The organism is Achromobacter sp. (assembly GCF_049647645.1).
Lineage (GTDB): Bacteria > Pseudomonadota > Gammaproteobacteria > Burkholderiales > Burkholderiaceae_B > Achromobacter.
This window is the reverse complement of the sequence record NZ_JBARYB010000241.1, coordinates 72,816-96,830: the sequence shown is the minus strand read 5'-3', so window position 1 is coordinate 96,830 and position 24,015 is coordinate 72,816. Positions and strand designations below refer to the sequence as shown.

Annotated in this window: 23 protein-coding genes; 4 read left to right on the top strand and 19 right to left on the bottom strand. The window is 63.6% G+C overall.

The annotated features are described in order from the left end of the window. Nucleotides 1–94: 94 nt before the first annotated feature. Nucleotides 95–898 carry an enoyl-CoA hydratase/isomerase family protein gene (locus WBB14_RS28105; RefSeq protein WP_424242658.1) on the top strand — a complete coding sequence of 268 codons (804 nt, stop codon included), beginning with the start codon at nucleotides 95–97 and terminating at the stop codon, nucleotides 896–898. A gap of 25 nt (nucleotides 899–923) precedes the next feature. Here the strand turns inward: WBB14_RS28105 and WBB14_RS28100 are convergent, their stop codons facing one another. The 3 genes from WBB14_RS28100 to WBB14_RS28090 are packed head-to-tail and all read right to left on the bottom strand — an operon-like array spanning nucleotide 924 to nucleotide 3,912. Beyond that, entirely contained in the window at nucleotides 924–1,709 is a 786-nt protein-coding gene (locus tag WBB14_RS28100; RefSeq protein WP_424242657.1) for an enoyl-CoA hydratase/isomerase family protein, read from the bottom strand. A gap of 14 nt (nucleotides 1,710–1,723) precedes the next feature. Beyond that, the gene (locus tag WBB14_RS28095; RefSeq protein WP_424242665.1) at nucleotides 1,724–2,917 is read right to left on the bottom strand and encodes a CaiB/BaiF CoA transferase family protein; all 1,194 of its coding nucleotides are present in this window, start codon (nucleotides 2,915–2,917) and stop codon (nucleotides 1,724–1,726) included. 20 nt (nucleotides 2,918–2,937) lie between these two features. Further along, the gene (locus WBB14_RS28090; RefSeq protein WP_424242656.1) at nucleotides 2,938–3,912 is read right to left on the bottom strand and encodes a Bug family tripartite tricarboxylate transporter substrate binding protein; all 975 of its coding nucleotides are present in this window, start codon (nucleotides 3,910–3,912) and stop codon (nucleotides 2,938–2,940) included. A 127-nt stretch (nucleotides 3,913–4,039) separates the two neighbouring features. On the opposite strand from WBB14_RS28090, the gene WBB14_RS28085 reads away from it, so the two are divergent. Then, a complete protein-coding gene (locus WBB14_RS28085) occupies nucleotides 4,040–4,999 on the top strand; it encodes a LysR family transcriptional regulator (protein ID WP_424242655.1) in 960 nt (319 codons plus the stop codon). Here WBB14_RS28085 and WBB14_RS28080 read toward each other — a convergent pair. The 11 genes from WBB14_RS28080 to uvrB form a co-directional block, all read right to left on the bottom strand. After that, complete coding sequence (locus WBB14_RS28080) at nucleotides 4,992–5,876, bottom strand: methylglyoxal synthase (protein ID WP_424242654.1); 885 nt, start codon at nucleotides 5,874–5,876, stop codon at nucleotides 4,992–4,994. The two genes, WBB14_RS28085 and WBB14_RS28080, sit on opposite strands and share 8 nt — an antisense overlap. Before the next feature lie 135 nt (nucleotides 5,877–6,011). Next, on the bottom strand, nucleotides 6,012–6,206 hold the full coding sequence (gene iscX, locus WBB14_RS28075) for a Fe-S cluster assembly protein IscX (RefSeq protein WP_207464379.1): 195 nt from the start codon (nucleotides 6,204–6,206) through the stop codon (nucleotides 6,012–6,014). Further along, nucleotides 6,206–6,547 (bottom strand): ISC system 2Fe-2S type ferredoxin, encoded by a 342-nt coding sequence (fdx, locus tag WBB14_RS28070; RefSeq protein WP_013394592.1) that lies wholly within the window; start codon nucleotides 6,545–6,547, stop codon nucleotides 6,206–6,208. The genes iscX and fdx overlap by 1 nt, the downstream gene beginning before the upstream one ends. Nucleotides 6,548–6,556: 9 nt before the next feature. After that, nucleotides 6,557–8,419: a Fe-S protein assembly chaperone HscA gene (hscA, locus tag WBB14_RS28065; protein WP_424242653.1), complete on the bottom strand. Its 1,863-nt coding sequence runs from the start codon at nucleotides 8,417–8,419 to the stop codon at nucleotides 6,557–6,559. 72 nt (nucleotides 8,420–8,491) lie between these two features. After that, nucleotides 8,492–9,004 (bottom strand): Fe-S protein assembly co-chaperone HscB, encoded by a 513-nt coding sequence (gene hscB, locus WBB14_RS28060; RefSeq protein ID WP_424242652.1) that lies wholly within the window; start codon nucleotides 9,002–9,004, stop codon nucleotides 8,492–8,494. A gap of 3 nt (nucleotides 9,005–9,007) precedes the next feature. Further along, a complete protein-coding gene (gene iscA, locus WBB14_RS28055; RefSeq protein WP_332016418.1) occupies nucleotides 9,008–9,331 on the bottom strand; it encodes an iron-sulfur cluster assembly protein IscA in 324 nt (107 codons plus the stop codon). Between the two features lie 2 nt (nucleotides 9,332–9,333). After that, a complete protein-coding gene (iscU, locus tag WBB14_RS28050; RefSeq protein WP_013394596.1) occupies nucleotides 9,334–9,738 on the bottom strand; it encodes a Fe-S cluster assembly scaffold IscU in 405 nt (134 codons plus the stop codon). Nucleotides 9,739–9,771: 33 nt separating this feature from the next. Next, complete coding sequence (locus tag WBB14_RS28045; RefSeq protein WP_424242651.1) at nucleotides 9,772–10,983, bottom strand: IscS subfamily cysteine desulfurase; 1,212 nt, start codon at nucleotides 10,981–10,983, stop codon at nucleotides 9,772–9,774. Nucleotides 10,984–11,004: 21 nt separating this feature from the next. Next, complete coding sequence (gene iscR, locus WBB14_RS28040) at nucleotides 11,005–11,547, bottom strand: Fe-S cluster assembly transcriptional regulator IscR (protein ID WP_013394598.1); 543 nt, start codon at nucleotides 11,545–11,547, stop codon at nucleotides 11,005–11,007. Nucleotides 11,548–11,741: 194 nt separating this feature from the next. Next, nucleotides 11,742–12,233, bottom strand: a complete 492-nt coding sequence (locus WBB14_RS28035) for a low molecular weight protein-tyrosine-phosphatase (protein WP_006386176.1) — start codon at nucleotides 12,231–12,233, stop codon at nucleotides 11,742–11,744. Nucleotides 12,234–12,483: 250 nt separating this feature from the next. Further along, nucleotides 12,484–14,616: an excinuclease ABC subunit UvrB gene (gene uvrB / locus WBB14_RS28030; RefSeq protein WP_424242650.1), complete on the bottom strand. Its 2,133-nt coding sequence runs from the start codon at nucleotides 14,614–14,616 to the stop codon at nucleotides 12,484–12,486. Nucleotides 14,617–14,691: 75 nt separating this feature from the next. On the opposite strand from uvrB, the gene WBB14_RS28025 reads away from it, so the two are divergent. Then, a complete protein-coding gene (locus WBB14_RS28025) occupies nucleotides 14,692–15,891 on the top strand; it encodes an amino acid aminotransferase (protein ID WP_424242649.1) in 1,200 nt (399 codons plus the stop codon). 180 nt (nucleotides 15,892–16,071) lie between these two features. After that, nucleotides 16,072–16,722, top strand: a complete 651-nt coding sequence (lexA, locus tag WBB14_RS28020; protein WP_424242648.1) for a transcriptional repressor LexA — start codon at nucleotides 16,072–16,074, stop codon at nucleotides 16,720–16,722. Nucleotides 16,723–16,841: 119 nt separating this feature from the next. Here the strand turns inward: lexA and lon are convergent, their stop codons facing one another. The 5 genes from lon to WBB14_RS27995 form a co-directional block, all read right to left on the bottom strand. Beyond that, entirely contained in the window at nucleotides 16,842–19,292 is a 2,451-nt protein-coding gene (lon, locus tag WBB14_RS28015) for an endopeptidase La (RefSeq protein WP_424242647.1), read from the bottom strand. Between the two features lie 259 nt (nucleotides 19,293–19,551). Further along, entirely contained in the window at nucleotides 19,552–20,850 is a 1,299-nt protein-coding gene (clpX, locus tag WBB14_RS28010) for an ATP-dependent Clp protease ATP-binding subunit ClpX (RefSeq protein WP_088141185.1), read from the bottom strand. A gap of 101 nt (nucleotides 20,851–20,951) precedes the next feature. Further along, on the bottom strand, nucleotides 20,952–21,605 hold the full coding sequence (clpP, locus tag WBB14_RS28005) for an ATP-dependent Clp endopeptidase proteolytic subunit ClpP (protein ID WP_424242646.1): 654 nt from the start codon (nucleotides 21,603–21,605) through the stop codon (nucleotides 20,952–20,954). Between the two features lie 4 nt (nucleotides 21,606–21,609). Then, a complete protein-coding gene (gene tig / locus WBB14_RS28000) occupies nucleotides 21,610–22,920 on the bottom strand; it encodes a trigger factor (RefSeq protein ID WP_424242645.1) in 1,311 nt (436 codons plus the stop codon). A gap of 169 nt (nucleotides 22,921–23,089) precedes the next feature. Further along, on the bottom strand, nucleotides 23,090–23,845 hold the full coding sequence (locus tag WBB14_RS27995; protein WP_424242644.1) for a M48 family metalloprotease: 756 nt from the start codon (nucleotides 23,843–23,845) through the stop codon (nucleotides 23,090–23,092). Between the last annotated feature and the right edge of the window lie 170 nt (nucleotides 23,846–24,015).

The following is a 24,015-nucleotide window of genomic DNA, read 5'->3' as shown; positions in this document are numbered from 1 at the left end:
GCTTAAAAGAAAACCAAGCAAGCGCTCGGTTCAGACCATAGCATCGCGGTTTTTGGATCGACAGCTGGTACTTACCCGATAACGGAGACTCGCCATGACCCAAGGACTTCCCGTCTTCCAGACGCTGTTTCTGGAGACCGACGGCGCAATCGCGACCGTGACGCTAAACCGCCCCGACGCCCTCAACGCCATCGACGTGGCGATGGCGCAAGACTTGCAGCGGGCCGCGCAATGGCTGGAAACGCGCGATGGAATCCGCGCGGTGCTGCTACGCGCCACCGGCAAGGCCTTCTGCGCCGGCGGCGACATCAGCATGTTCATGGGCGACCCGTCTCAGGTGCGGGCCACGCTGCTGGATCTGTTCACGCCGCTGAACGACTTCATTGCGCGCATCGCCCGCATGGACAAGGTCTGGATCGCCCAGGTGCATGGAATCGCCGCGGGCGCTGGCCTGTCGCTGGTGCTGGCCTGCGACGTGGCCATCGCCGATGCCGAGGCCCGCTTCATGACCGCCTATCTCAAGCTTGGGGCCACGCCGGACGCCGGCATGACGCATGGCCTCACGCGGGTGCTGGGCGCCCGGCGCGCGCTGGACCTGCTGCTGCGCCACGACGCCTTCTCTGCCGGCGATGCGCTGGCCTGGGGCATCGTTACGCGCACCGCCGCGGCCGGTGAAATCGCGCCAGCCGCGCAAGCCTATGCGCAGGACATCGCCCGCCACGCGCCGCACGGCATCGCCGGCGCCAAGGACCTGTTGCGTTCGGCCGAGCACGCCACGCTGGAAACCCAGCTGGCCGAGGAAACGGCGCGGTTCCTGGACACGGCTACCCACGAAGACTTCGCCGAAGGCGTGCGGGCGTTTCGCGAGAAGCGGCCGCCGCAGTTCAAGGGGAAGTAGGCCAGGCACGCATGCGGCGGCGGTCCTACCCGCCGCTGCGCGGCCCGCTCCAGTCCGGCGCGCGCTTTTGCACGAAGGCGCTCAAGCCCTCGCGCGCCTCGGGCGTGGCAGCCGCGTTGCAGAACACTTCGACCGCCGTCGCCACCCTGCGCCGGTACTCGTTGTCGTTGCCGTAGACGAAGGCTCGCCGCCCCATCGCCAGGACTTGCGACGGCTTGCCCGCCAGCGACCGCGCCAGCAGGCGGGCCTGCTCCAGCAATTCCGCTTCGGCTGCGACGCGCGCCACCAACCCCAGTCCGTACGCCTCTTGCGCATTGAAGGTGCGGCCCGTGAACAGCAGGTCAAACGCACGGTGCTTGCCCACGATACCCGGCAGGTGCACGTAATGGATCGCGGGCAGGACGCCCACATCGATTTCCGGATAACCGAAGGTGGCGGTATCCGCCGCCACCACCATATCGCTGGAAATGGCCACCGTCATGCCACCGCCGCGAACCGAGCCGGAGACCACCGAAATCGATGGCTTGGTCAGGTTGAACTGCGTGTCGTAAAGCTTGATGTACAGCTTGGACAACAGCGCATGGATCCGCGCCGGCGTGCTGTCCAGCAGCTTCTTCATGTCCAGCCCGGCGCAGAACCGTCCGGGCAAGTCGCTGGCCAGCAACACGGCGCGCACATCGGAATCGGCATTGGCCCGTTCCAGCGCGGCAATCAGCACGTCCAGCATGTCCTCGTCCAGCGCATTGACGGGCGCATGGCACAAGTGGATTTCCGCAATCTGGTTACGGACTTCGTAGCGCAGGAATGTCATCGGTACCCTCGCATTCAGGAATGGTTCTGCACGCTGCCCGAGGCCAGCAGCGCCTCGATTTCGGCTTGGGCATAGCCCAGCTCGGCCAGAATCTCGCGAGTGTGCTCGCCCAGCGCGGGCGCGGGCAGCGCAGCCTGGCGAGGCTGGCGTCCGAACCGTATTGGCAGGCCGACGTTGCGGACCTCGCCCAAGACCTTATGCTGGCTCTTGACGATCAGTTGGCGCGCAACGACCTGCGGATGAGCCAGCGCCTGGTCCAGCGTGTGGATCGCGGAACAAGCGATGCCTGCGGGCTTGAGCGTCTCCAGCCACTGCGCCACGCTGCGGGTCTCCATGCGCGACTGGACCAGTGCGACCGTCGCGGCGAAGTTGCGCACCCGGTCGGCGTTGGTCGCGAACTCAGGGGCATCCACCTGATCCTGCAACCCCGCCACCGCGCAGAAGCGCTGCCATTGCGCATCGTTGCCCACGCCCAGCATGATGTCGCCATCGGCCGCGCGGAACGCCTGGTAAGGACACATGGCCGGGTGGCCGGTCCCCATGCGGCGCGGAATCTGGCCGGTGCGCCAGTAGTTCTGCGCCATGTACGACATCAGGCCAAGCGAAGTATCCAATAACGAAACATCCAGGTACTGCCCCTTGCCGGTCTGGCTGCGCTCCAGCAGCGCGGCCAGGATCCCGCTGAGCGCGAAGGAGCCCGTCCCCAGGTCCACCGGCGAAAAACTGGCGCGCGCAAAGTTTCCACCTGGCTCGCCCATGGTGCTGATCATGCCGCTGAAGGCTTGCAGCATGACGTCATAGCCCGGCTCCTCGCCCATCGGCCCCTCGCGGCCATAGCCCGAGATTTCGCAGTACACCAGCCGGGGATTGAGGCCGCTGAGCGTCTCGTAGTCCACGCCCAGGCGCGCGGCGGTCTTGCCGCCGAAACCTTGCAGCACCACGTCCGACTGTTCCGCGAGCCGATGCACCACGGCGCGCCCGGCCGTTGTTTTGAGGTCCACGGCCAGGCTGCGCTTGTTGTGGTTCACGGCCAGGAAGGTCGCGGATTGGCCCGCGTCCTGCGGCAGCCAGGCACGCGTGTCGTCACCCTTGCCCACCGGCTCGACCTTGATCACCCGGGCGCCGAGTTCGCCCAGATACTGGCCGCAAAGCGGCCCGGCAAGCACCTTGCTCAGATCCAGGACCGTTATGTTCTTCAGCGGCGTCATGCGTGCTTCAGTACCCATGATTACTGCTCGCCCTTCAGGCCGATGGTTTGCGCCGCTTGCGTCCATTGCATGGTTTCACGCTTGAAGAACGCGTCTAGATCGGCGGGAGCGACCCGGAAGGCTTCCGCGCCGCGTTCCTGCATTGCCTTGCGGTAAGCATCGCTCGCAACGACGCGCGCCACGGCCTCACGCAGCTTCTGCACCGTTTCCGGCGGGGTGCCGGCGGGAGCCTGCAGCGAGAACCAGAATTTGAGATCCAGGCTGGGATAGCCCGCTTCCTTCAGCGTAGGCACATCCGGCAGCAAGGGCGAACGCTGCGCCGAGGTAATCGCCAGGGCCTTCAGCCTGCCGGCCTGCACTTGGCCAAGGCTGGTCGACATGCTGTCGAACAGGAAGTCGACCTGCCCGCCGATCACGTCGGTCACGGCGTTCGCGCTGCCCTTGTAGGCCACCCCCACGGCTTGAAAGCCCGCGAGCTTTTGCAGCGACGCGCCGTAGACATGCGGCGAACTGCCCGGGCCGAAAGTGGCATAGCTGAGCCCCTGCTTCATGCCGCGTCCGCGCTCGACCAGTTCGGCCAGCGTCTTGACTGGGGTGCGATCGGGATTGACCACCAGCAGATTGGGCATGGCGCCGGTCGTGCCGATCGGCACATAGTCCTGCAACGGTTGCATCTTCGCGCTCGGGTACATCAGCGGGTTGATGGCTTGCATGGCGACGGTGTTGTGCATCAGCGTGTAGCCGTCCGCGGGGCCATTCAGCACGCTCTGGTAGCCAACATTGCCGCTGGCGCCCGGCTTGTTCTGCACGATGACCTGTTGCCCCAATTCGCGCGCCAAGGGGTCGGCCACCAAACGCGCGATGAAGTCGGTCGGACCGCCTGCCGAAAACGGCACGACCAGCGTAATGGGCTTGGAAGGCCAGGTATCGGCCAGCGCCGGGCCGGACAGGGCGGCCGCAACCACGCCAGCGGCAAGAATTCGTTGGAACGCCATCTTTGTCTCCGTTGTGCTCTTAGAGGGATGGCCCATTATGCGAATGGTCTTGGTATATTAGAAATACCGTTTAAATATGCGGGCCATAACAAATTTGTGATGGCCTCAGACCACACGAGGATCATGCATGTCGATGTCCATCCGCGCGATGCAGTGTTTTGTCGCCGTGGTTTCCACCGGATCGATCAGCCGCGCAGCGGCTGCCCTGCATGTGGCACAACCCGCGCTGAGTCTGCTGATACGAAACCTGGAAGAGGATCTGGGTGTGGTGCTGCTGCATCGCAGCGCCCGCGGCGTCACGCCGACTGCTGCGGGATCGCGCATGCTCGCGCATGCGCGCGAAATCCTGGGACGCATCGACGCCGCGCGCGCCGACGTCCGCGAAGACCTCAAGGCGCCCCGCGGGACCGTGTCGCTGGCCATGTCCATGTCCATGGCCAAGCTGCTGACCGTGCCGCTTTTACGTTTCTCTCTGGAGCATTGGCCCGACGTCTACCTGAAGATCATCGAGTCCAGCACGGGATACATCCCGGGCTTCGTCAGTTCCGGCCATGCCGACCTGGGACTGACTTTCAGCGACGACGCGTCGGTCGATCTACGATTCCAGCACCTGATAGACGAAGAACTGGTGGTGGTTTCGCCGCCCTCCGCCACACCAGGAAAAAGGCCTGCTCCTGCCGCGCTGCATGCGCTGCCGGTCATGGATCTGCAAGCCCTCAGCGGACTGCCGCTGATCCTGCCCGGCCATCAGCACAGCCTGCGCCGCCTGCTGGACCAGTACCAACAGCGCGAGCGCGCCGAGTTCCGGGTCATTGCCGAGGCCAACGCCATTCCGCAACTGATCGAACTGGCGCAGGCCGGCGTCGCGCACACTATCCTGTCTTACGCGGCGGTACACCAGGAGGCTGAGCGGGGCGAGGTCGTCCTGCACCGCATCGTCACGCCGCGCATGGCGCGACCGGTATTCCTGTGCAGGTCGGACGTCCTGCCACTATCCATGGCCGCATCTGCCGTGGCCGACCGGGTCAGCCGTATCATCGCGGACTCCCGGCCTGGCGCCGCGCCCAGTCGGACGAAACTCAGATAACGCGCTTTTCCACCGCCTGCGCCCAGCGCCGCGCCACCGTCGGCGAGGTGGCGCAGGTGGCCGATTCCGTCACCACGCGCACTGCGCGTTCCAGCAGCTGGATATCGGCCTCGTGCTGGCGGGCCACGTGCGGGTCTTCGAAGAAGATCACGCGCTGGCATTGGTGTTCCAGCACCAGCTCCGCGATCTGCGCGTCGCCGCCCAGCGGCCCGCTCAGGTAGCGGTGCACCCAGGGCGTGTCCTTGGGCCAGCCGCGCGACCAGGCCAGGTCGTTCAGGCGGCCGCCGGTGGTGCCGGTCGCCACTCGCCGGGCGAACTTCGACAACACATCGAAATGCTCGCTGGCGAAGGCCACCATCTCGTCCTTGAGCGCATCGTGGGCGATCAGCGCCACGGTCTGGCCGGCGTAGTTGAAATGGCGCGAGGCCGAGACATCCGGCGCCAGCCCGGCATGGATGCGTTCGACTTCCATCCATTCGATGGCGCCGGCCAGCGTCGAGATGAACGGACGGCCGTGCGTGATGCACTGGCGTTTGAGCGCCAGCGCCTCGGGAAAAATCGACGACGGATCTACCGGATCGATCAGGTAGATCGCGCCGTCGAAAGGCGCCTGCCCGTCGCGCCCTTCCGTGACCCGGGCCACCAACTTCATCAGGCCGCCCTCGCGGCCATAGGGATAGCGGATCAGCCCGCCATAGCCCTGCAGCATGCCCTCGCGCACGATGGCGTCATGGGTGCGGCCGACGGTGTGCAGTTGCACGCCGAGCTCGCGTATCGTGGACGAACACGCGCGCAGCCAGGTGAACAGCGCGGCATCGGGAGTTTCGTGGTGCAGCCGGTTGGCGGCCAGGCCAAAGCGCAATTGGGCAGCGGGCATTGGTAGACTCAGGCAGGTAGGGACGACAAGGAGATGCTTGATGATACCGTGGCAGATGTGGCGTCGACCCGTTCAAGCCATGTTTGCATGCCAAAAAAGAAACGCTCCCCGTGGGGAGCATTTTTAATTCAGCAATCAATCCGCTTCGTCGATCCAGGCCATCTGTATGGCCTCCAGGATCTTCTCGCCGCAATGAGCAGGATCGTCATTGAAGCCGGGCAAGGCCAGAACCCATTCACGCAGCTGCACGAAGCGCAGCGTCTTGGGATCTTCGTCAGGATGCGCATCGAGCAGCGCCTCGGCGATCTCGTAGGTGTCGGTCCACTTCATCAATGGCCCTCTTTGGCGTGGTTGATGGTGTACTTGGGAATCTCGACCGTCAGGTCGGCGTCCGTCACCAGCGCCTGGCACGACAGGCGCGAGGTCGGGGTCAGGCCCCAGGCCTTGTCCAGCAAATCCTCTTCGTCATCGGTCGCGTCTTCCAGTGAAGAGTAGCCCTGCTTGACCACCACGTGACAGGTGGTACACGCGCACGACAATTCGCAGGCGTGCTCGATGTCGATATGGTTGTCCAGCAACACGCGGCAGATCGACACGCCCTTGGGCGCGTCTTCGATCACGGCGCCTTCCGGGCAGTAGTCGGGATGAGGCAATACAGTCAGTTTCGGCATAACGTGTTATCAGGCAATCTCATCAAGTTTGCGGCCGGCCAGCGCAGCGCGGATGCTGCGATCCATGCGCCGCGCGGCGAAATCGTCGGTCGCGGCCGAGAGGGCCTGGACCGCGTCCTTCACCGTGTCCACGTCCTGGGCATCCTGGGCTGCCATGGCGGCCTGCAGACATTCGTCCACGCGCTTGCGTTCCTCGGCGTCCAGCAGGTCGCCGTCGGCGACCAGCGCGGCCTGCACCGACTCGACCAGTTGGCGCGCGTCCACCTGCTGCTCGCGCAGCATGCGGGCGCGGGCATCGGTATCGGCTTGCGCCACGCTGTCGGCCAGCATCTGCGCGATCTCGTCGTCCGTGAGGCCGTAGGACGGCTTGACGGACACCATGGCCTCGACGCCCTTGCTCTGCTCGCGCGCCGTCACGCTCAGCAAGCCGTCCGCATCCACCTGGAAGGTCACGCGGATACGCGCGGCGCCCGCCACCATGGGCGGAATGCCGCGCAGCTCGAAGCGGGCCAGTGAGCGCGAATCGGCGACCAGGTCGCGTTCGCCCTGCACCACGTGGATGCTCATGGCCGTCTGGCCATCTTTGAAGGTCGTGAATTCCTGGGCACGCGCCACGGGAATGGTGCTATTGCGCGGGATGATGCGCTCCACCAGGCCGCCCATGGTTTCGAGGCCCAGCGACAACGGGATCACGTCCAGCAGCAGCCAGTCCTCCCCGGGAGCGCGGTTACCGGCCAGCAGATTGGCCTGCAAGGCGGCGCCCAGCGCCACCACCTGGTCAGGATCCAGATCGGTCAGGGGCTGCGTGCCGAATAGCTTGCCCACGGCCGCGCGCACCACCGGCATGCGCGTGGCGCCGCCAACCATCACCACGCCGCGCACGTCGGCCGGCGTCAGCGATGCGTCGCGCAAGGCGCGGCGCGCGCAGTCCAGGGTACGGACGATCAGGGGTTGGGCCAGTTCCTCGAATTCCGCGCGGCTCAGGATCGCATCCACGATCCGGCCGTCGGACAAGGCCAACTTCAGGCTGGCATCGTCGGAATCCGACAAGGCTTCGCGCGCGGCGCGCGCCGCCATCAGCAGACCACGGTGATCGGAGGGCGTAAGCTCGCCTGCGGCAAGCCCGGCTACCACGTGGTCGGCGATCAAGGCGTCGAAATCGTCGCCGCCCAGCGCGGTATCGCCGCCCGTGGCGATGACTTCGAACACGCCTTGAGTCAGGCGCAGGATGGAGATGTCGAACGTGCCGCCGCCCAGGTCGTACACCGCGTACACGCCCTCGGATGCATGATCCAGGCCGTAGGCGATGGCGGCCGCCGTGGGTTCGTTCAGCAAGCGCAGCACGTTCAGGCCAGCCAGGCGAGCGGCATCCCGCGTCGCCTGGCGCTGGGCATCGTCAAAATAGGCTGGCACCGTGATGACGGCGCCAACCAGGTCATCGCCCAGCACGTCTTCGGCACGCTGGCGCAAGACTGCCAGGATCTGGGCGGACACCTCGACCGGGCTAAGGTCGCCCTGGACGGTGCGGATGCGCACCATGCCGGGCGCGTCCACGAATTCGTACGGCGCGCGGCTGGCGCGCGCTTCTTCCAGCGAGCGGCCCATGTAGCGCTTGACCGAAACAACAGTGTTCAGCGGATCCTCGGCCTGCTGCGCGAGCGGTTCGCGGCCGGTAGTGACCTTGCCGCCGGGAAAATAGCGCACGGCGGATGGCAACAAGGCGTGGCCCTGCGCATCCGGCAACACTTCGGCAACGCTGCTGCGCACGGCAGCAACTAGGGAATTGGTCGTGCCCAGGTCGATCCCGACCGCCAGCTTGCGCTGGTGCGGCGCGGGCGATTCGCCGGGCTCGGAAATCTGCAATAAGGCCATGATTCTATTTTTCTGGTCAGTAGGCCGCGCTGTGCCGGCGCCCGCCGTGCGGACGCCCCGGCGCGCCCTGGGCTATCCAGCGGGCTGGGCGTGCGCCAGTTCTTCCGCCAGTTTCTCCACGAACATCCATTCCCGCACCTTGAGCCCGGCCGCTGCATAGTCGTGCTCCTGGTCCAGCAGGCGGGTCAGCGTGGCGCGCATGGTCGCGCGCGCTTGCTGCAATTCCGTTTGCAGGGCCGTCAGGGCTTCAGCGTCGTCGCGCGCGTCGTCCAGCATCTCGCGCCAGGTCATCTGCTGCATCAGGAACTCGGGGTCCATGGCCGTGTTGCTCTCGGTCTGCAGGTCCACGCCCGCCTGCTCGCACAGGTAGCGCGCCCGCAGCATCGGATCCCGCAACATGCGGTAGGCTTCGTTGGCGCGCGCCGCCCACTGCATGGCCACGCGGCGTTCCGCGGGGCTGGCGGTGGCATAGCGGTCGGGATGCACCTGCGCGGCGACAGCGCGCCACGCGGACTCAAGCGCCTGGGCGTCCAGGTCGAAGCGCGCCGGCAAGCCAAACAGGCCGAAGTGATCGTCTCCAGCCAAGACTTACACCGTGAACGACTCGCCGCAGCCGCAGGTCGCCTTCTCGTTGGGGTTGCGGAACTTGAAGCCTTCGTTCAGGCCTTCGCGGGCGTAGTCGAGTTCGGTGCCGTCCAGGTAGGCCAGGCTCTTGGGGTCGACGAAAACCTTCACGCCGAAGCTTTCGAATACCGTGTCTTCCGCCGTGGCGTCGTCCACGTATTCGAGCTTATAGGCCATGCCGGAGCAGCCCGTCGTCCTAACGCCGAGCCGCAAGCCGATACCCTTTCCGCGCTTTTGCAAGTAGCGGCCGATATGGGTGGCAGCCTGTTGGGTCAGGGTAACGGACATGTTCAGCCCGCCACAGCTTCGGCCGGAGCCGTATGCTTTTCTTTGTAGTTCTGCACCGCGGCCTTGATCGCGTCTTCGGCCAGGATGGAACAGTGAACCTTCACGGGCGGCAGGGCCAGTTCTTCGGCGATCTGCGTGTTGCGGATGTTCATCGCTTCGTCCAGGGTCTTGCCCTTGACCCATTCGGTCACGAGCGAGCTGGAAGCAATGGCCGAACCGCAGCCGTAGGTCTTGAAGCGCGCGTCTTCGATCACGCCGGCTTCGTTCACCTTGATCTGCAGCTTCATCACGTCGCCACAGGCGGGTGCGCCGACCATGCCGGTGCCCACCGATTCGTCCGACTTGTCGAACGAACCGACGTTACGCGGGTTTTCGTAGTGATCCAGAACTTTGGTGCTGTAAGACATGTTAATTCTCCACGAATTTCTAGGCGCGGGCGCTTAGTGCGCAGCCCACTGCACGGTGTTCAAGTCGATGCCTTCCTTGGCCATTTCCCACAACGGCGACATGTCGCGCAGCTTGCCGACACGGCTCTTGAGCAGTTCGATGGCGTAATCCACTTCCTTTTCGGTCGTGAAACGGCCCAGGGTGAAACGGATCGAGCTGTGCGCCAGCTCGTCGTTGCGGCCCAGGGCCCGCAACACGTAGGACGGTTCCAGGCTGGCCGAGGTGCAGGCCGAGCCGCTGGAGACGGCAAGTTCCTTGATCGCCATGATCAGGGATTCGCCTTCGACATAGTTGAAGCTGACATTCAGGTTGTGCGGCACGCGCTGGTCCATGTCGCCGTTGAGGTAGACCTCCTCGATCTGCGACAGGCCGGCCCACAGGCGGTCGCGCAGCATGCGGATGCGCTCGTTCTCGGTGCCCATTTCCTCGCGGGCCAGGCGGAAGGCCTCACCCATGCCGACGATCTGGTGCGTGGCCAGCGTGCCCGAGCGGAAACCGCGCTCATGGCCGCCGCCGTGCATTTGCGCTTCGATGCGGATGCGCGGCTTGCGGCGCACGTACAGCGCGCCGATGCCCTTGGGGCCGTAGGTCTTGTGGGCCGAGAACGACATCAGGTCGACCTTGAGCTTTTGCAGGTCGATGGCCACCTTGCCGGTCGCCTGGGCGGCGTCCACGTGGAAGATGATGCCCTTTTCGCGGCAGATTTCGCCCAGCGTTTCCACGTCCTGGATCACGCCGATTTCGTTGTTCACCATCATCACCGATACTAGCACGGTATCGGGGCGCAGCGCGGCCTTGAAAGTGTCCAGATCGATCAGGCCGTTGTCCTTGACGTCCAGGTAGGTCAATTCAAAGCCCTGGCGCTCCAGTTCGCGACAGGTGTCGAGCACGGCCTTGTGCTCGGTCTTGACGGTGACGATGTGCTTGCCACGTTCCGAGTAGAAGTTGGCAGCGCCCTTGATCGCCAGGTTGTTGGACTCGGTGGCGCCGGAGGTCCAGACGATTTCGCGCGGGTCAGCGTTGACCAGCTTGGCGACTTCTTCGCGGGCGCGTTCGACGGCTTCTTCGGATTCCCAGCCAAACGCGTGGCTGCGCGAGGCCGGGTTGCCGAAGTTCTCATACAGCCAGGGCACCATCTTGTCCACGACGCGGGGGTCGACGGGCGTCGTGGCCGAATAATCAAGATAGATCGGGCGGGTGGTCATTTCTACAACTCCTGATACTGCTTATACGGTGGCGTTGGCGGCGACGGTCGCGGCCGGAGCGTTGGCGGCGCTTGCTGCGCCTCCCACCCGGTTCACGCGCACCGCGCAAGCCTGCGCTTGATTGTTGGCTTCCTGCAACTGGCGCACGCGCTGCTGATCGACCAGATCTTGCAGGGACACCGAATCCAGGTAATCCACCATCTTGCGATTCAACGTAGCCCAGAGTTCGTGCGTCATGCACTTGCCCGGCTTGCCGTCGTTGCCGCTCGTACAGTCCCGCTTGCCACCGCAACTGGTGGCGTCCAGGGGTTCGTCGACGGCGAAGATGATGTCGGCAACGGTTACGTTGCGAGCCAGGCGTGCAAGCGAATAGCCGCCGCCGGGACCGCGCACGCTGTCCACGAGTTCGTGGCGACGCAGTTTCCCGAACAGCTGTTCCAGATAGGACAGCGAAATATTCTGACGCTGGCTGATGGCCGCTAGAGTGACCGGGCCGCTATGCTGCCGCATAGCCAGATCGATCATGGCAGTCACGGCGAAACGCCCCTTGGTAGTTAGCCGCATGGTAGGTTCCCTGTGATTCGGCAATGGCCGCAGGCGAATCCAGCGGTCAATACCCGAGTAATTGGCTCAAGTATAGCCTATTCCCGACTAATTTGGTATGGCTCCCGGCTAGAAAAAACCGCGCATCTGCGCGGTTTTTTCACTGCCAAGCACCTCCGAGAACCGCCAGGCGGGCGGCCTGCGGCAAAAGCGGATCAAGCCGCCTGGTACTGGGTCGCGCGTTTGCGCACCAGCTCAAGCACACCCTGACAGGCGTCTTCCAGGTAGTCCAGCACCTTGCCGAACCCGTCGGCGCCGCCATAGTAGGGATCGGGCACAGTGGCCTCTTCGAACTCATTGGCAAAGCGCATCAACAGCATCAGCTTGTGCTGGTAGGCCTTGGGGCACTGCTGCTGCATGGCGGACAGATTGTCCCAGTCCATGGCGAGGATCAGGTCGAAATCGCGGAAATCCTCCGCGGTAACCTGACGCGCTTCGCAGTGCGTGATCTCGTAGCCGCGCTTGCGCGCCGCAGCCTGCGCCCGGGCATCAGGCGCCTCGCCGATGTGAAACGCGTGCGTGCCCGCGGAGTCGATGCGAACCACATCGCCCAAACCCGCGTCGTTCACCAAATGGCGAAACACGCCCTCTGCGCTCGGCGAGCGACAGATATTGCCCATGCAAACGAAAAGTACCTTGGTCATCATGGAAGTAAGTGTGCGGGAAAACCCGAGATAAGGCAAGCTTTTTTTGCGTCTGCGCGATTCGGGCCGAGCCAATGCGACCCCATTAATAATGCATAAAAATCATACACTTATGATTGAATTCGGATCTAGAACTTGAATACCGGGCCCGGATAATCCACCTGATTGCGACGGCTTGATTGCAACGCAACAGATTTTGCGTCAATTCAGCAATCAGTCAGGCTATGGAAACAATAAGATACATTCGCACCCCCTATACCGCCCCATCCAGCAGCACCCGCTGCTTCAGGGCGGTCAAGGCGTCGCGGGCGGCCGCGGCCTGCTCGAACTCCAGATTCCGGGCATGGTCCATCATCAGCTTTTCCAGGCGCTTGATCTCACGGGCCAAGGCCTTTTCGTCTTTGAGGAATTCAGCCGGAACCGCGGCTTCGAGCGCATCGTGCTGCGTGGGCGCGACCACGCCGTCGATCAACTCGCGCACGGCCTTCTGCACGCCCCGCGCGGTAATGCCATTATCGGCGTTGAATTTCTGCTGTTTGGCGCGCCGGCGGCTGGTTTCCTCCATGGCGCGCTGCATCGAATCGGTGATGCGATCGGCATAGAGAATGGCGTGGCCGTTCAGGTTGCGCGCCGCACGTCCGATTGTCTGAATCAGGCTGCGCTCCGAGCGCAGGAACCCTTCCTTGTCGGCGTCCAGGATAGCGACCAGCGAGACTTCGGGAATGTCCAGGCCTTCGCGCAGCAGGTTGATCCCCACCAGCACATCGAAGGTGCCCAGGCGCAGATCGCGGATGATTTCGACGCGCTCTACCGTATCGATATCCGAGTGCAGGTAGCGCACCCTCACCCCGTGCTCGCTGAGGAAGTCCGTCAGGTCCTCGGCCATGCGTTTGGTCAGGGTCGTGACCAGCACGCGCTCAGCTTGCGAAACGCGCGCCTTGATCTGCCCGAGCAGATCGTCCACCTGCGTGCGGGCGGGCAGGACCTCGACCAGCGGATCCACCAGCCCGGTAGGCCGGACGACTTGCTCCACGACGTTGTCAGTGTGCTCTTTCTCGTAGGCGGCCGGCGTGGCCGATACGAATACGCACTGGCGCATGCGAGCCTCGAACTCTTCGAGCTTCAGCGGCCGGTTGTCCAGCGCCGAGGGCAGCCGGAAGCCGTACTGCACCAGCGTCTCCTTGCGCGCCCGGTCGCCGCGGTACATGCCGCCCAACTGGCCGATGGTGACGTGGCTTTCGTCGATGAACATGAGCGCATCGGACGGCAGGTAATCGATGAGGGTGGGCGGCGGTTCGCCCGGCGCCGCGCCCGACAGATGGCGCGAATAGTTTTCGATGCCCTTGCAGAAACCCAGTTCCTGCAGCATTTCCAGGTCGAAACGGGTGCGCTGCTCCAGCCGCTGGGCCTCGACCAGATGACCGTCGTCGACGAAACGCTTGACGCGTTCGCGCAGCTCTTCCTTGATGGTTTCGATGGCGCGCAGCACGGTATCGCGTGGCGTGACGTAGTGCGAACCGGGATAGACAGTGAAACGCGGCAGTTTCTGGCGGATGCGGCCGGTCAGCGGGTCGAACAGCTCCAGGCTTTCGATTTCGTCGTCGAACAGCGTCAGGCGCAGCGCCAGTTCCGGGCTTTCCGCCGGGAAGATGTCGATGGTCTCGCCACGCACGCGGAAGACGCCGCGCGTGAACTCGGCGTCGTTGCGGGTGTACTGCATGGCGACCAGGCGCGCCAGGATCTCGCGGCGGGCGATCTGATCCCCAGCGCGCAGGATCAGCACCATTGCATGGTAGTCGCCCGGGTTGCCGATACCGTAGATGCACGACACCGTGCCCACGATGATGGTGTCGCGGCGCTCCAGCAGGCTCTTGGTCGCTGACAGCCGCATCTGCTCGATGTGTTCATTGATGGACGAATCCTTCTCGATGAACAGGTCGCGCGTCGGGACGTAGGCCTCGGGCTGGTAGTAGTCGTAGTACGAAACGAAGTACTCGACGGCGTTCTTCGGGAAGAACTCCCGCATCTCGGCGTACAGCTGGGCGGCCAGGGTCTTGTTGGGGGCCAGCACCAGGGCCGGACGCCCCATGCGGGCGATCACGTTGGCCATGGTGTAGGTCTTGCCCGAGCCCGTCACGCCCAAAAGCGTCTGGAACATCAGGCCGTCCTCCACCCCCTGCGTCAGCCCCTCGATGGCAGTGGGCTGGTCACCCGCCGGCGGATAGGGTTGGTACAGATGAAACGGGCTGCCCGGGAAGTCGATGAATCCAGGGCCTGGCGCGGACGGATCCGCCACGGCCGATGCCGCCGCCGGATCGGCCGCCGGGTTCACCGCCGGGTTGGCCCCAGCACCCGCCGTATTCGGGTCTATTGCGCTCTTAGGCATGCTAGACTCTTCCAGGGTAAACCCCTCATTATCCACAGCAGCCCGTACTGCGTCCACCCACCTCATCAGACTCCCATGAGCACCCTTTTCGATTCCGTCGAACTCGCGCCGCGCGACCCCATTCTTGGCCTGAACGAACAATACAACGCTGATACGCGTCCCGGTAAGGTGAATCTGGGCGTGGGCGTGTACTACGACGATCAGGGTCGCATCCCCCTGCTGGGCGCGGTGCGCAAGGCCGAAGCCGCCCGCATCGAGGCTGCCGCCGCCCGCGGCTACCTGCCGATCGAAGGCATCGCCGGCTACAACACCGGCGCGCAAGCCCTGCTGCTGGGCAAGGATTCGGCGCTGGCCGCGGCCGGCCGCGTGCTGACCACCCAGGCCCTGGGCGGAACCGGCGCGCTGAAAATCGGCGCCGACTTCCTGCGCCAGCTGCTGCCAACCTCCAAGATCCTGATCAGCGATCCCAGCTGGGAAAACCACCGCGCCCTGTTCGAGCGCGCCGGTTTCGAGGTCGGCACCTATTCGTACTACGACGCCGCCACCCGCGGCCTGAACTTCGACGCCATGCTGGCCGACCTGAAGGCCGCGCCGGCCAAGACCGTGGTCGTGCTGCATGCCTGCTGCCACAACCCCACCGGCGTGGATCCCACCGCCGACCAGTGGAAGCAGATCGCTGCCGTCGTCAAGGAAAACAAGCTGGTCCCGTTCCTGGACATCGCCTACCAAGGCTTCGGCGACGGCCTGACCGAAGACGCTTCGGTCGTGCGCATGTTCGCCGACCTGGACCTGACCATGTTCATCAGCTCCTCGTTCTCGAAGTCGTTCTCGCTGTACGGCGAACGCGTGGGCGCGCTGACGGTCGTGGCCGGCAGCAAGGATGAAGCCACCCGCGTGCTGAGCCAGCTCAAGCGCGTGATCCGCACCAACTACTCCAACCCGCCCACCCATGGCGGCACGGTGGTGTCGACGGTCCTGAACACGCCTGAACTGTTCGCCATGTGGGAAGAAGAGCTGGCCGGCATGCGCGACCGCATCCGCCAGATGCGCAAGCAGTTGGTCGACAAGATCAAGGAACACGGCGGCAAGCAGGACTTCAGCTTCGTGCTGCAACAGCGCGGCATGTTCTCGTATTCGGGTCTGACCGCCGCGCAAGTGGACCGCCTGCGCGAAGAACATGGCGTCTACGCCGTGTCCAGCGGCCGCATCTGCGTCGCTGCGCTGAACAGCGGCAACATCGACAAGGTGGCCGCCGGCATCGCTGCGGTGCTGTAAAGCCGCTTGCCGCGCACAGCCCCAGCGGGGCCTGCCACCAGGAACGGGACCTTCGGGTCCCGTTTTTCTTTTGGCTCGCGCCGGCTTTTTCTTTGGGCGCGCGCCGGCTTGCTTTTTTACGCTGCGTCCCCCAGAATGGCGCTGTATATATGTACAGTCCGCTAGCACCGGATCATCGCCATGGCCAGCAAACTCACTGATCGCCAACAACAAATCCTGGACCTCATCCGGCAGACCGTCGCACGCACCGGCTTCCCGCCGACGCGCGCCGAAATCGCCCTGGCCCTGGGTTTCCGTTCCCCCAATGCGGCAGAAGATCACCTCAAGGCGCTGGCGCGCAAGGGCGCCATCGAACTGACGGCAGGCGCCTCCCGCGGCATCCGCCTGAAAGACGCCTCCCCTGCCTCCTCGCAAAGTTCGCTGCCGATGCCAGGCCTGGCGCAGCTACTGCTGCCCCTGGTCGGCCGCGTGGCCGCGGGCAGCCCCATCCTGGCCGCCGAGCACGTCGAACGCGAGGTCGGCGTGGACCCCAATTTGTTCGCCCAGGCGCCCGACTACCTGCTGAAGGTGCGCGGCATGAGCATGCGCGATGCCGGCATCCTGGAAGGCGACCTGCTTGCCGTGAAGAAAGCCTCAGAGGCGCGCAATGGCCAGATCGTGGTGGCCCGGCTGGGCGACGATGTCACGGTCAAGCGCCTGCAGCGCCAGAACGGCCACATCGAACTGCTGCCCGAAAACCCCGACTTTGAACCCATCGTGGTCGAAGCCGGCCAGGATTTCGCGTTGGAAGGCATTGCTGTAGGCCTGATCCGTACACACGCGCTGCACTAGCCCCCAGCCCTGCGTCCACGCGCCGCAAAAAAACCCCGCCAATTTCTTTGGCGGGGTTTTTTGTTGAAAGCCTGATCTTGGAGAAACGCCACCTACGGGTGGCGCACTCCAAGCGTTCATCAGTGCTTCAGCACCGGATCGGTGGAACCGGGTTCGGCAGGCTTGGCAACCAGGGGTTCCTTGACCGCATCTTCCTCGGCCAGGGGCTCAGGCAGGCGTTCCAGGGCCATTTCCAGCACCTTGTCGATCCAGCGCACCGGCACGATCTCGAGATGGTTCTTGACGTTGTCCGGGATCTCCGCCAAATCCTTGACGTTTTCTTCCGGGATCAAGACCGTCTTGATGCCGCCACGGTGAGCGGCAAGCAGCTTTTCCTTCAGGCCGCCGATGGGCAGGACTTCACCGCGCAACGTGATCTCGCCGGTCATGGCGACATTGGCGCGCACCGGGATGCGCGACAAGGCCGATACCATGGCCGTGGTGATCGCGATACCGGCGGACGGACCGTCCTTGGGCGTCGCGCCTTCCGGCACGTGCACGTGCATGTCGTGCTTTTCAAAGACGCTGTCGGCAAAGCCCAGGCGGCGGGCGCGGGAACGCACCACCGTGCGGGCCGCCTCGACGGATTCCTTCATCACGTCGCCCAGCGAACCGGTGCGTTGGATGACGCCCTTGCCCGGCATGTCCGCGACTTCGATCGTCAGCAGGTCGCCGCCGACTTCGGTCCAGGCCAGACCCGTCACCTGACCGATCTGGTTTTCCTTTTCGGCCATGCCGAAGGTGTAGCGGCGCACGCCCAGGAAATCGCTCAGGTTGTCGCCCGTGACATTGACCGGCTTGACCTCGACGGTCTTGCCTTCGGCCTTGGCGCGGTCGTTCTGGGTCAACAACTGCTTGATGACCTTGCGGCAGATCTTGCCCACTTCGCGTTCGAGCGCACGCACACCGGCTTCCCGGGTGTAGTAGCGCACGATGTCACGCAGCGCGCTGTCGTCGACCGACAATTCGCTATCCTTCACGCCGTTGTTCTTCAACAGCTTGGGCAGCAGATGGTCGCGGGCGATGTGGATCTTTTCTTCCTCGGTGTAGCCGGAAAGGCGGATCACTTCCATGCGGTCCAACAGGGCCGGCGGAATGTTCAGCGTGTTGCTGGTGGCCACGAACATCACGTCGGACAGGTCGAAGTCGACTTCGATGTAGTGGTCCTGGAACGTATGGTTCTGTTCCGGATCCAGCACTTCGAGCAGCGCCGACGAGGGATCGCCACGGAAATCCATGCCCAGCTTGTCGATTTCGTCGAGCAGGAACAAGGGATTGCGCACGCCGACCTTCGACATGTTCTGGACGATCTTGCCGGGCATGGAGCCGATGTACGTGCGGCGATGGCCGCGGATCTCAGCTTCGTCGCGCACGCCGCCCAACGCCATGCGCACGAACTTGCGGTTCGTCGCTTTGGCGATGGACTGGCCGAGCGAGGTCTTGCCCACGCCAGGAGGGCCAACCAGGCACAGGATGGGCGCCTTCACCTTGTCCACGCGCTGTTGCACGGCAAGGTATTCGAGGATCCGTTCCTTGACCTTTTCCAGACCGTAGTGATCGTTGTCCAGCACCGTTTCCGCGTTGCTGATGGAATTGTTGATCTTGCTCTTCTTCCTCCAGGGAAGGTTGATGAGCGTATCGATGTAGTTGCGCACCACGGTGGCTTCAGCCGACATGGGCGACATGAGCTTGAGCTTCTTGAGCTCGGCATCGGCCTTTTTGCGCGCCTCTTTGGGCATGTGGGCAGCGATGATCTTCTTTTCGAGCTCTTCGATGTCCGCGCCCTCTTCGCCTTCGCCCAACTCCTTCTGAATGGCCTTGACCTGCTCATTCAGGTAGTAGTCGCGCTGGCTCTTTTCCATCTGCTTTTTCACGCGGCCGCGAATCCGCTTTTCGACCTGGAGGATGTCGATTTCGGTTTCGAGTTGCGTGAGCAGACCTTCGAGGCGCTCGGAGGTGCCGACAATCTCGAGCATCTTCTGCTTCTGCTCGAGCTTCAGGGGAAGATGCGCGGCGATCGTGTCGGCCAGGCGTCCGGCATCATCGATGCCAGCCAGCGAGGTCAGGATCTCCGGGGGGATCTTCTTGTTCAGTTTTACGTATTGCTCGAACTGCGCCACGATCGCGCGGCGCAGGGCTTCGGTCTCGGAGCCTTGCATGGCGTCCGGTTCGATCGGGGTCACCTGGCAGGTGAAGTGCGAATCGGCGTCTTCGATGCTGTTGATGCGGGCGCGCTGGGTGCCTTCGACCAGCACCTTGACGGTGCCGTCGGGCAGCTTGAGCATCTGCAGGATGCCGGCTACGCAGCCGATCTCGTAGACGTCTTCGGGGGTGGGATCATCCTTGCCGGCGGATTTCTGGGCCACCAACATGATGCTCTTGCCCGCTTCCATCGCAACCTCGAGCGCGCGGATGGAGCGCGGACGGCCGACGAACAGCGGGATGACCATGTGCGGAAACACCACGACATCGCGCAGTGGGAGCAGGGGCAGGTCGATCGGGTCGGAAGGCAGGGTCTGGCTGGCAGACATAGGAGGTTCCTCGGTATGACTCGGCGTATCGGGGACGGGAGGCCTGGGTATACCCGGACCATTCACGTCGGTTACGTCTGTTATGGGAACAATAGCCGAAAATTCAAGATCTCGGCGCCCGGATAACCCAAAGGCTGGAAAAAACCCCGGGGCGGCACTCTCAGTATGCAAGCGTCGTACTCGCAGGAAAAGCGCGTTTGCATCCAGGAATGCGCCTTAGGCAAAAAAACCCGTTACAGGAACGGGCTTTTTTGAAATATCAGGCTGCGGCATCGCGGACTTCTCCGCGTTCTGGCTTGTCGGAAGCCGCGTCCTCGTCGGCATAGATGAGCAATGGCTTGCCCTCGCCTTCGATGGCGCCCTCGTCCAGCACCACGCGCTTGACGTTGCCCTGGGAAGGCAGGTCATACATGGTGTCGAGCAGGGCTTGTTCGATGATGGAACGCAGGCCGCGCGCACCGGTCTTGCGGCGCAGCGCCTTGCGGGCGATCGCCTTCAGAGCGGCGGGCCGCACGTCAAGCTCGGCGCCTTCCATGGCGAACAGCTTCTGGAACTGCTTGAGCAAGGCGTTCTTGGGCTCGGTCAGGATCTGCACCAGGGCCGCTTCGTCCAGCTCGTCCAGGGTGGCGACCACCGGCAGGCGGCCGACCAGTTCGGGGATCAGGCCGAACTTGATCAGGTCTTCCGGTTCGACTTCCGAGAACAGCTCGCCCACGCCGCGCTCCGACTTGGCGCGCACCGAGGCCGAAAAGCCGATGCCGGATTTTTCGGTACGGTCGCGGATGACCTTTTCCAGCCCGTCGAAGGCGCCGCCCACGATGAACAGGATGTTGGTCGTATCGACCTGGACGAAGTCCTGGTTCGGATGCTTGCGGCCGCCCTGCGGGGGCACCGAAGCAACCGTGCCTTCGATCAACTTCAGCAAGGCCTGCTGCACGCCCTCGCCCGACACGTCGCGGGTGATGGACGGGTTGTCGGACTTGCGGGAAATCTTGTCGATTTCATCAATGTAGATGATGGCGCGCTGCGCCTTTTCCACTTCGTAGTTGCAGTTCTGCAGCAACTTCTGAATGATGTTTTCGACGTCTTCACCCACGTAACCGGCTTCGGTCAGCGTGGTGGCATCGGCCATGACGAAAGGCACGTTCAGCATGCGCGCCAGCGTCTGGGCCAGGAGCGTCTTGCCCGACCCCGTGGGGCCGATCAGCATGATGTTGCTCTTGGAGAGCTCGACCTCGTCGCCCTTGATCTCGCCGTGGCGGATGCGCTTGTAATGGTTGTAGACGGCCACGGCCAGCATGCGCTTGGGCGAGTTCTGCCCAATGACGTATTGGTCGAGGAAGGTCTTGATTTCAGCCGGAGTGGGCAGTTCGGAACGAATCGCCGCGCGCGCGGTGGCTTGCGCCTCCTCGCGGATGATGTCGTTGCACAAGTCTATGCATTCATCGCAGATGAATACCGACGGACCCGCGATCAGCTTGCGGACTTCATGCTGGCTTTTATTGCAAAACGAGCAATGCAGCACTTTTGCGTCTGCCGATCCCTTTTTTTCAGGCATATTTCTTTCGTATCTCAGGTAAAGATGCGCCAGGCCGGAACAAAGCCTAGCGCATGCGCTTACTCAAACATGATGGCAGCGGGTTCAGATCAACCTGGAAGTCAGCCTTCCGAGCGGGAGGTCATCACCTTGTCCACCAGTCCATACGATACCGCATCTTCGGCGGACATGAAGTTGTCACGTTCCGTGTCCAGTTCGATGCGTTCCATGGTCTGGCCGGTGTTGGCGGCCAGGATGCGGTTCAGGCGTTCGCGCAGGTCCAGGATCTCGCGAGCCTGGATCTGGATGTCCGAAGCCTGCCCTTGGGCGCCGCCCGAGGGCTGGTGGATCATGATGCGCGAGTTGGGCAGGGTGAAGCGCTTGCCCTTCTTGCCTGCGGCCAGCAGGAACGCGCCCATGCTGGCAGCCAGGCCGGTGCACAGGGTGGACACGTCCGGCTTGACGAACTGCATGGTGTCAAAGATGGCCATTCCCGCATACACCGACCCGCCGGGCGAGTTGATGTACAGGGAAATGTCCTTGTCAGGATTCTCCGATTCCAGGAACAGCAACTGTGCGACGACCAGATTGGCCGTTGCGTCGTTGACCGGGCCCACCAGGAAAATGAGCCGCTCGCGGAGCAGACGCGAATAGATGTCGTAGGCGCGCTCGCCGCGCCCCGACTGCTCGATCACCATGGGAATGTAGCCCAGGCCGGTGGGGGTCACCGAAGACCCGCCATTCATTGCCGCATAGAAATCGGTGAATCTCTGCATAGTGTTACGCCATCCCCATCAACTGATCGAAAGGCACCTTCTCTTCGGTGACCTTGGCCTTTTCCAGCACGTGCGCGACGACATTGTCTTCCAGCACGATAGCCTCGATTTCAGCACGACGCTGGCGGTCAGCCAGGTAATAGCTGACAACCTGGGCGGGTTGTTCGTAGTTCTCGGCGAACTCTTCGATGCGCGCGCGAACTTGCTCGGGCTTGGCTTGCAGCTGGGCTTGCTTGACCAGTTCCGATACCAGCAGGCCCAGGCGGACACGGCGCTCGGATTCGGTGGCGAAGGCTTCGGCCGGGATCGGCACGGATTCGGCGTTGGGGATGCCGCGCTGCTTGAGCTCTTCGCGGGCAGCGGCGACACGGCCTTGCACGTCGTTGTCGACCAGGGCCTTCGGCACGTCGAACTTGCCGGCTTCGACCAGGGCGTCCATGACGCTGGACTTGGTGCGGCCAGCCGAACGGACCTTGACTTCGCGCTCGATGTTGCTGCGGATGTCGGCCTTCAGCTTTTCGACGTCGCCTTCGGCTTGGCCGAGGGACTTGGCGAATTCGCTGTTCAGCTCGGGCAGCACGCCTTCAGCCACTTCCTTGACGGTGATGGTGAATTCGGCGGTCTTGCCGGCGACTTCCTTGCCTTGGTAGTCATCGGGGAACTTGAGCGGGAAGACCTTGCTTTCGCCAGCCTTCAGGCCGCGGGCGGCTTCCTCGAATTCCGGCAGCATGCGGCCTTGGCCGAGCACGAACGGGAAGTCTTCGGCCTTGCCGCCTTCGAACGGCACGCCGTCGATGGTGCCGGCGAAGTCCAGCGTGACGCGGTCGCCGTCTTGCGAGGCGCGGCCTTCACGGGCTTCGAACGTGGCGCGCTGCTTGCGCAGGACGTCCAGGGTTTGCTGCACTTCGGCGTCGGTGACGGCCGTTTCGTAGCGGGTGACGGCCAGGGCCGACAGGTCGGGCACGGCGACTTCGGGATAGACCTCGAACGTGGCGGTAAACGCCAGCGTGTCGTCGGCAACGCCGTCGGTCTTGGGTTCGAGATTCGGGGCGCCAGCGACGCGCAGCTTGGCGCCATCGACGGCTTGTTCAAAGGCACGGCCAACTTGGCCATTGATCACGTCGTAGCGGATGCCGGGGCCATGGCTGCGCTCAAGCATGGCAAGCGGAGCCTTGCCAGGACGGAAGCCGGGGACCTTTGCGGTCCGCGCCACGCGCTTCAATTGCGCCTGGACTTCCTTTTCGACGTCGGCCACCGAGACGGCCAGATCAACACGGCGCTCCAGGCCGGAGAGGGTTTCAACCACAGGCTGCATTAAAAGACCTATTTTCCGAGAGATAAAGAGATGACGGGCGGATAAACGCGGCATTTTACCGGAAACTTCCGGTCCCCTGACGCAAAGGGGCGCGAGCACCCGGATAAGTCCGGATACTCGCGCCCCGTTTTCCACCCGGGACGGGAGGAGAAACGCCTGTACGGACGCTTTACTTGGCCTTGGCGATGCGCTCTTCGATGTGCTGCGCGCGCTTGGCCGAGGACGGGTGGGAGCTCATCATATCGCTCTTGCCGCCGTCCAGTTCGGCCAGCTTCTGGAACGCGGTCACCAGGCCGCGGGTATTGAGGCCCTTGGCCTGCAACTGGTCGAAGGAATAATCATCGGCAGCGCTTTCCTGCGATTGCGAGAATTGCGCATTGATGAACTTCTCGGTCAGGTCGCCCAGTTGCGAAGCGTTCAGCGCGGCCACGGTGGCGCCGCCCGCGGCGTTGGCGGCGTCGCGCGCGGCGGAAACCGTGTAGGCGGTCTGCATCGCCTTCTTGCTATGGCCCAGCGCCACGTGGCCGATTTCGTGGCCCACGACGCCGAGCACTTCATCGTCGGTCATCATGTCCATCAGGCCGCTGTAGACGCGGATGCAGCCGTTGGCCATGGCCCAGGCGTTGACGTCCTTGGTGACGTAGACCTTGTAGCTAGCCTTCTGGCCATTGACCGTGCCGCCCAGCTGCTTGGCGATCTTCTGCAGGCGGGCGTCGTACTTGCTGCCGGGAGCGGCAATCTTTTCCTGGGAATCGCTTTGCGCGCAAGCCTTGTCCGACAGGGTCTTGATTTCGGCATCGCTCAGCGTGGCAGCCTGAACGACCTTGCTGCCAGCGCCGACCAGGCCGCCGATGTCCAAAGCCTGGGAGGCGGAGAAAGGGGCGAGCGCAACGCTCAGGGCGGCAACGGTGTAGCGGATCTTCATGGGAACAAACTCCTCTTTACTGGCTCTATGCGAACGAGGCCGCAATTCTATATACGACCAATGCACACAAAGCGTTTCGCCACACAGTTTCGCAAATGCCAGCTTTCCTTACATAAAACCCCAACGAGATCCGCGCAATCATGCTAGCGGACACTTCCGTCGAACCAGAT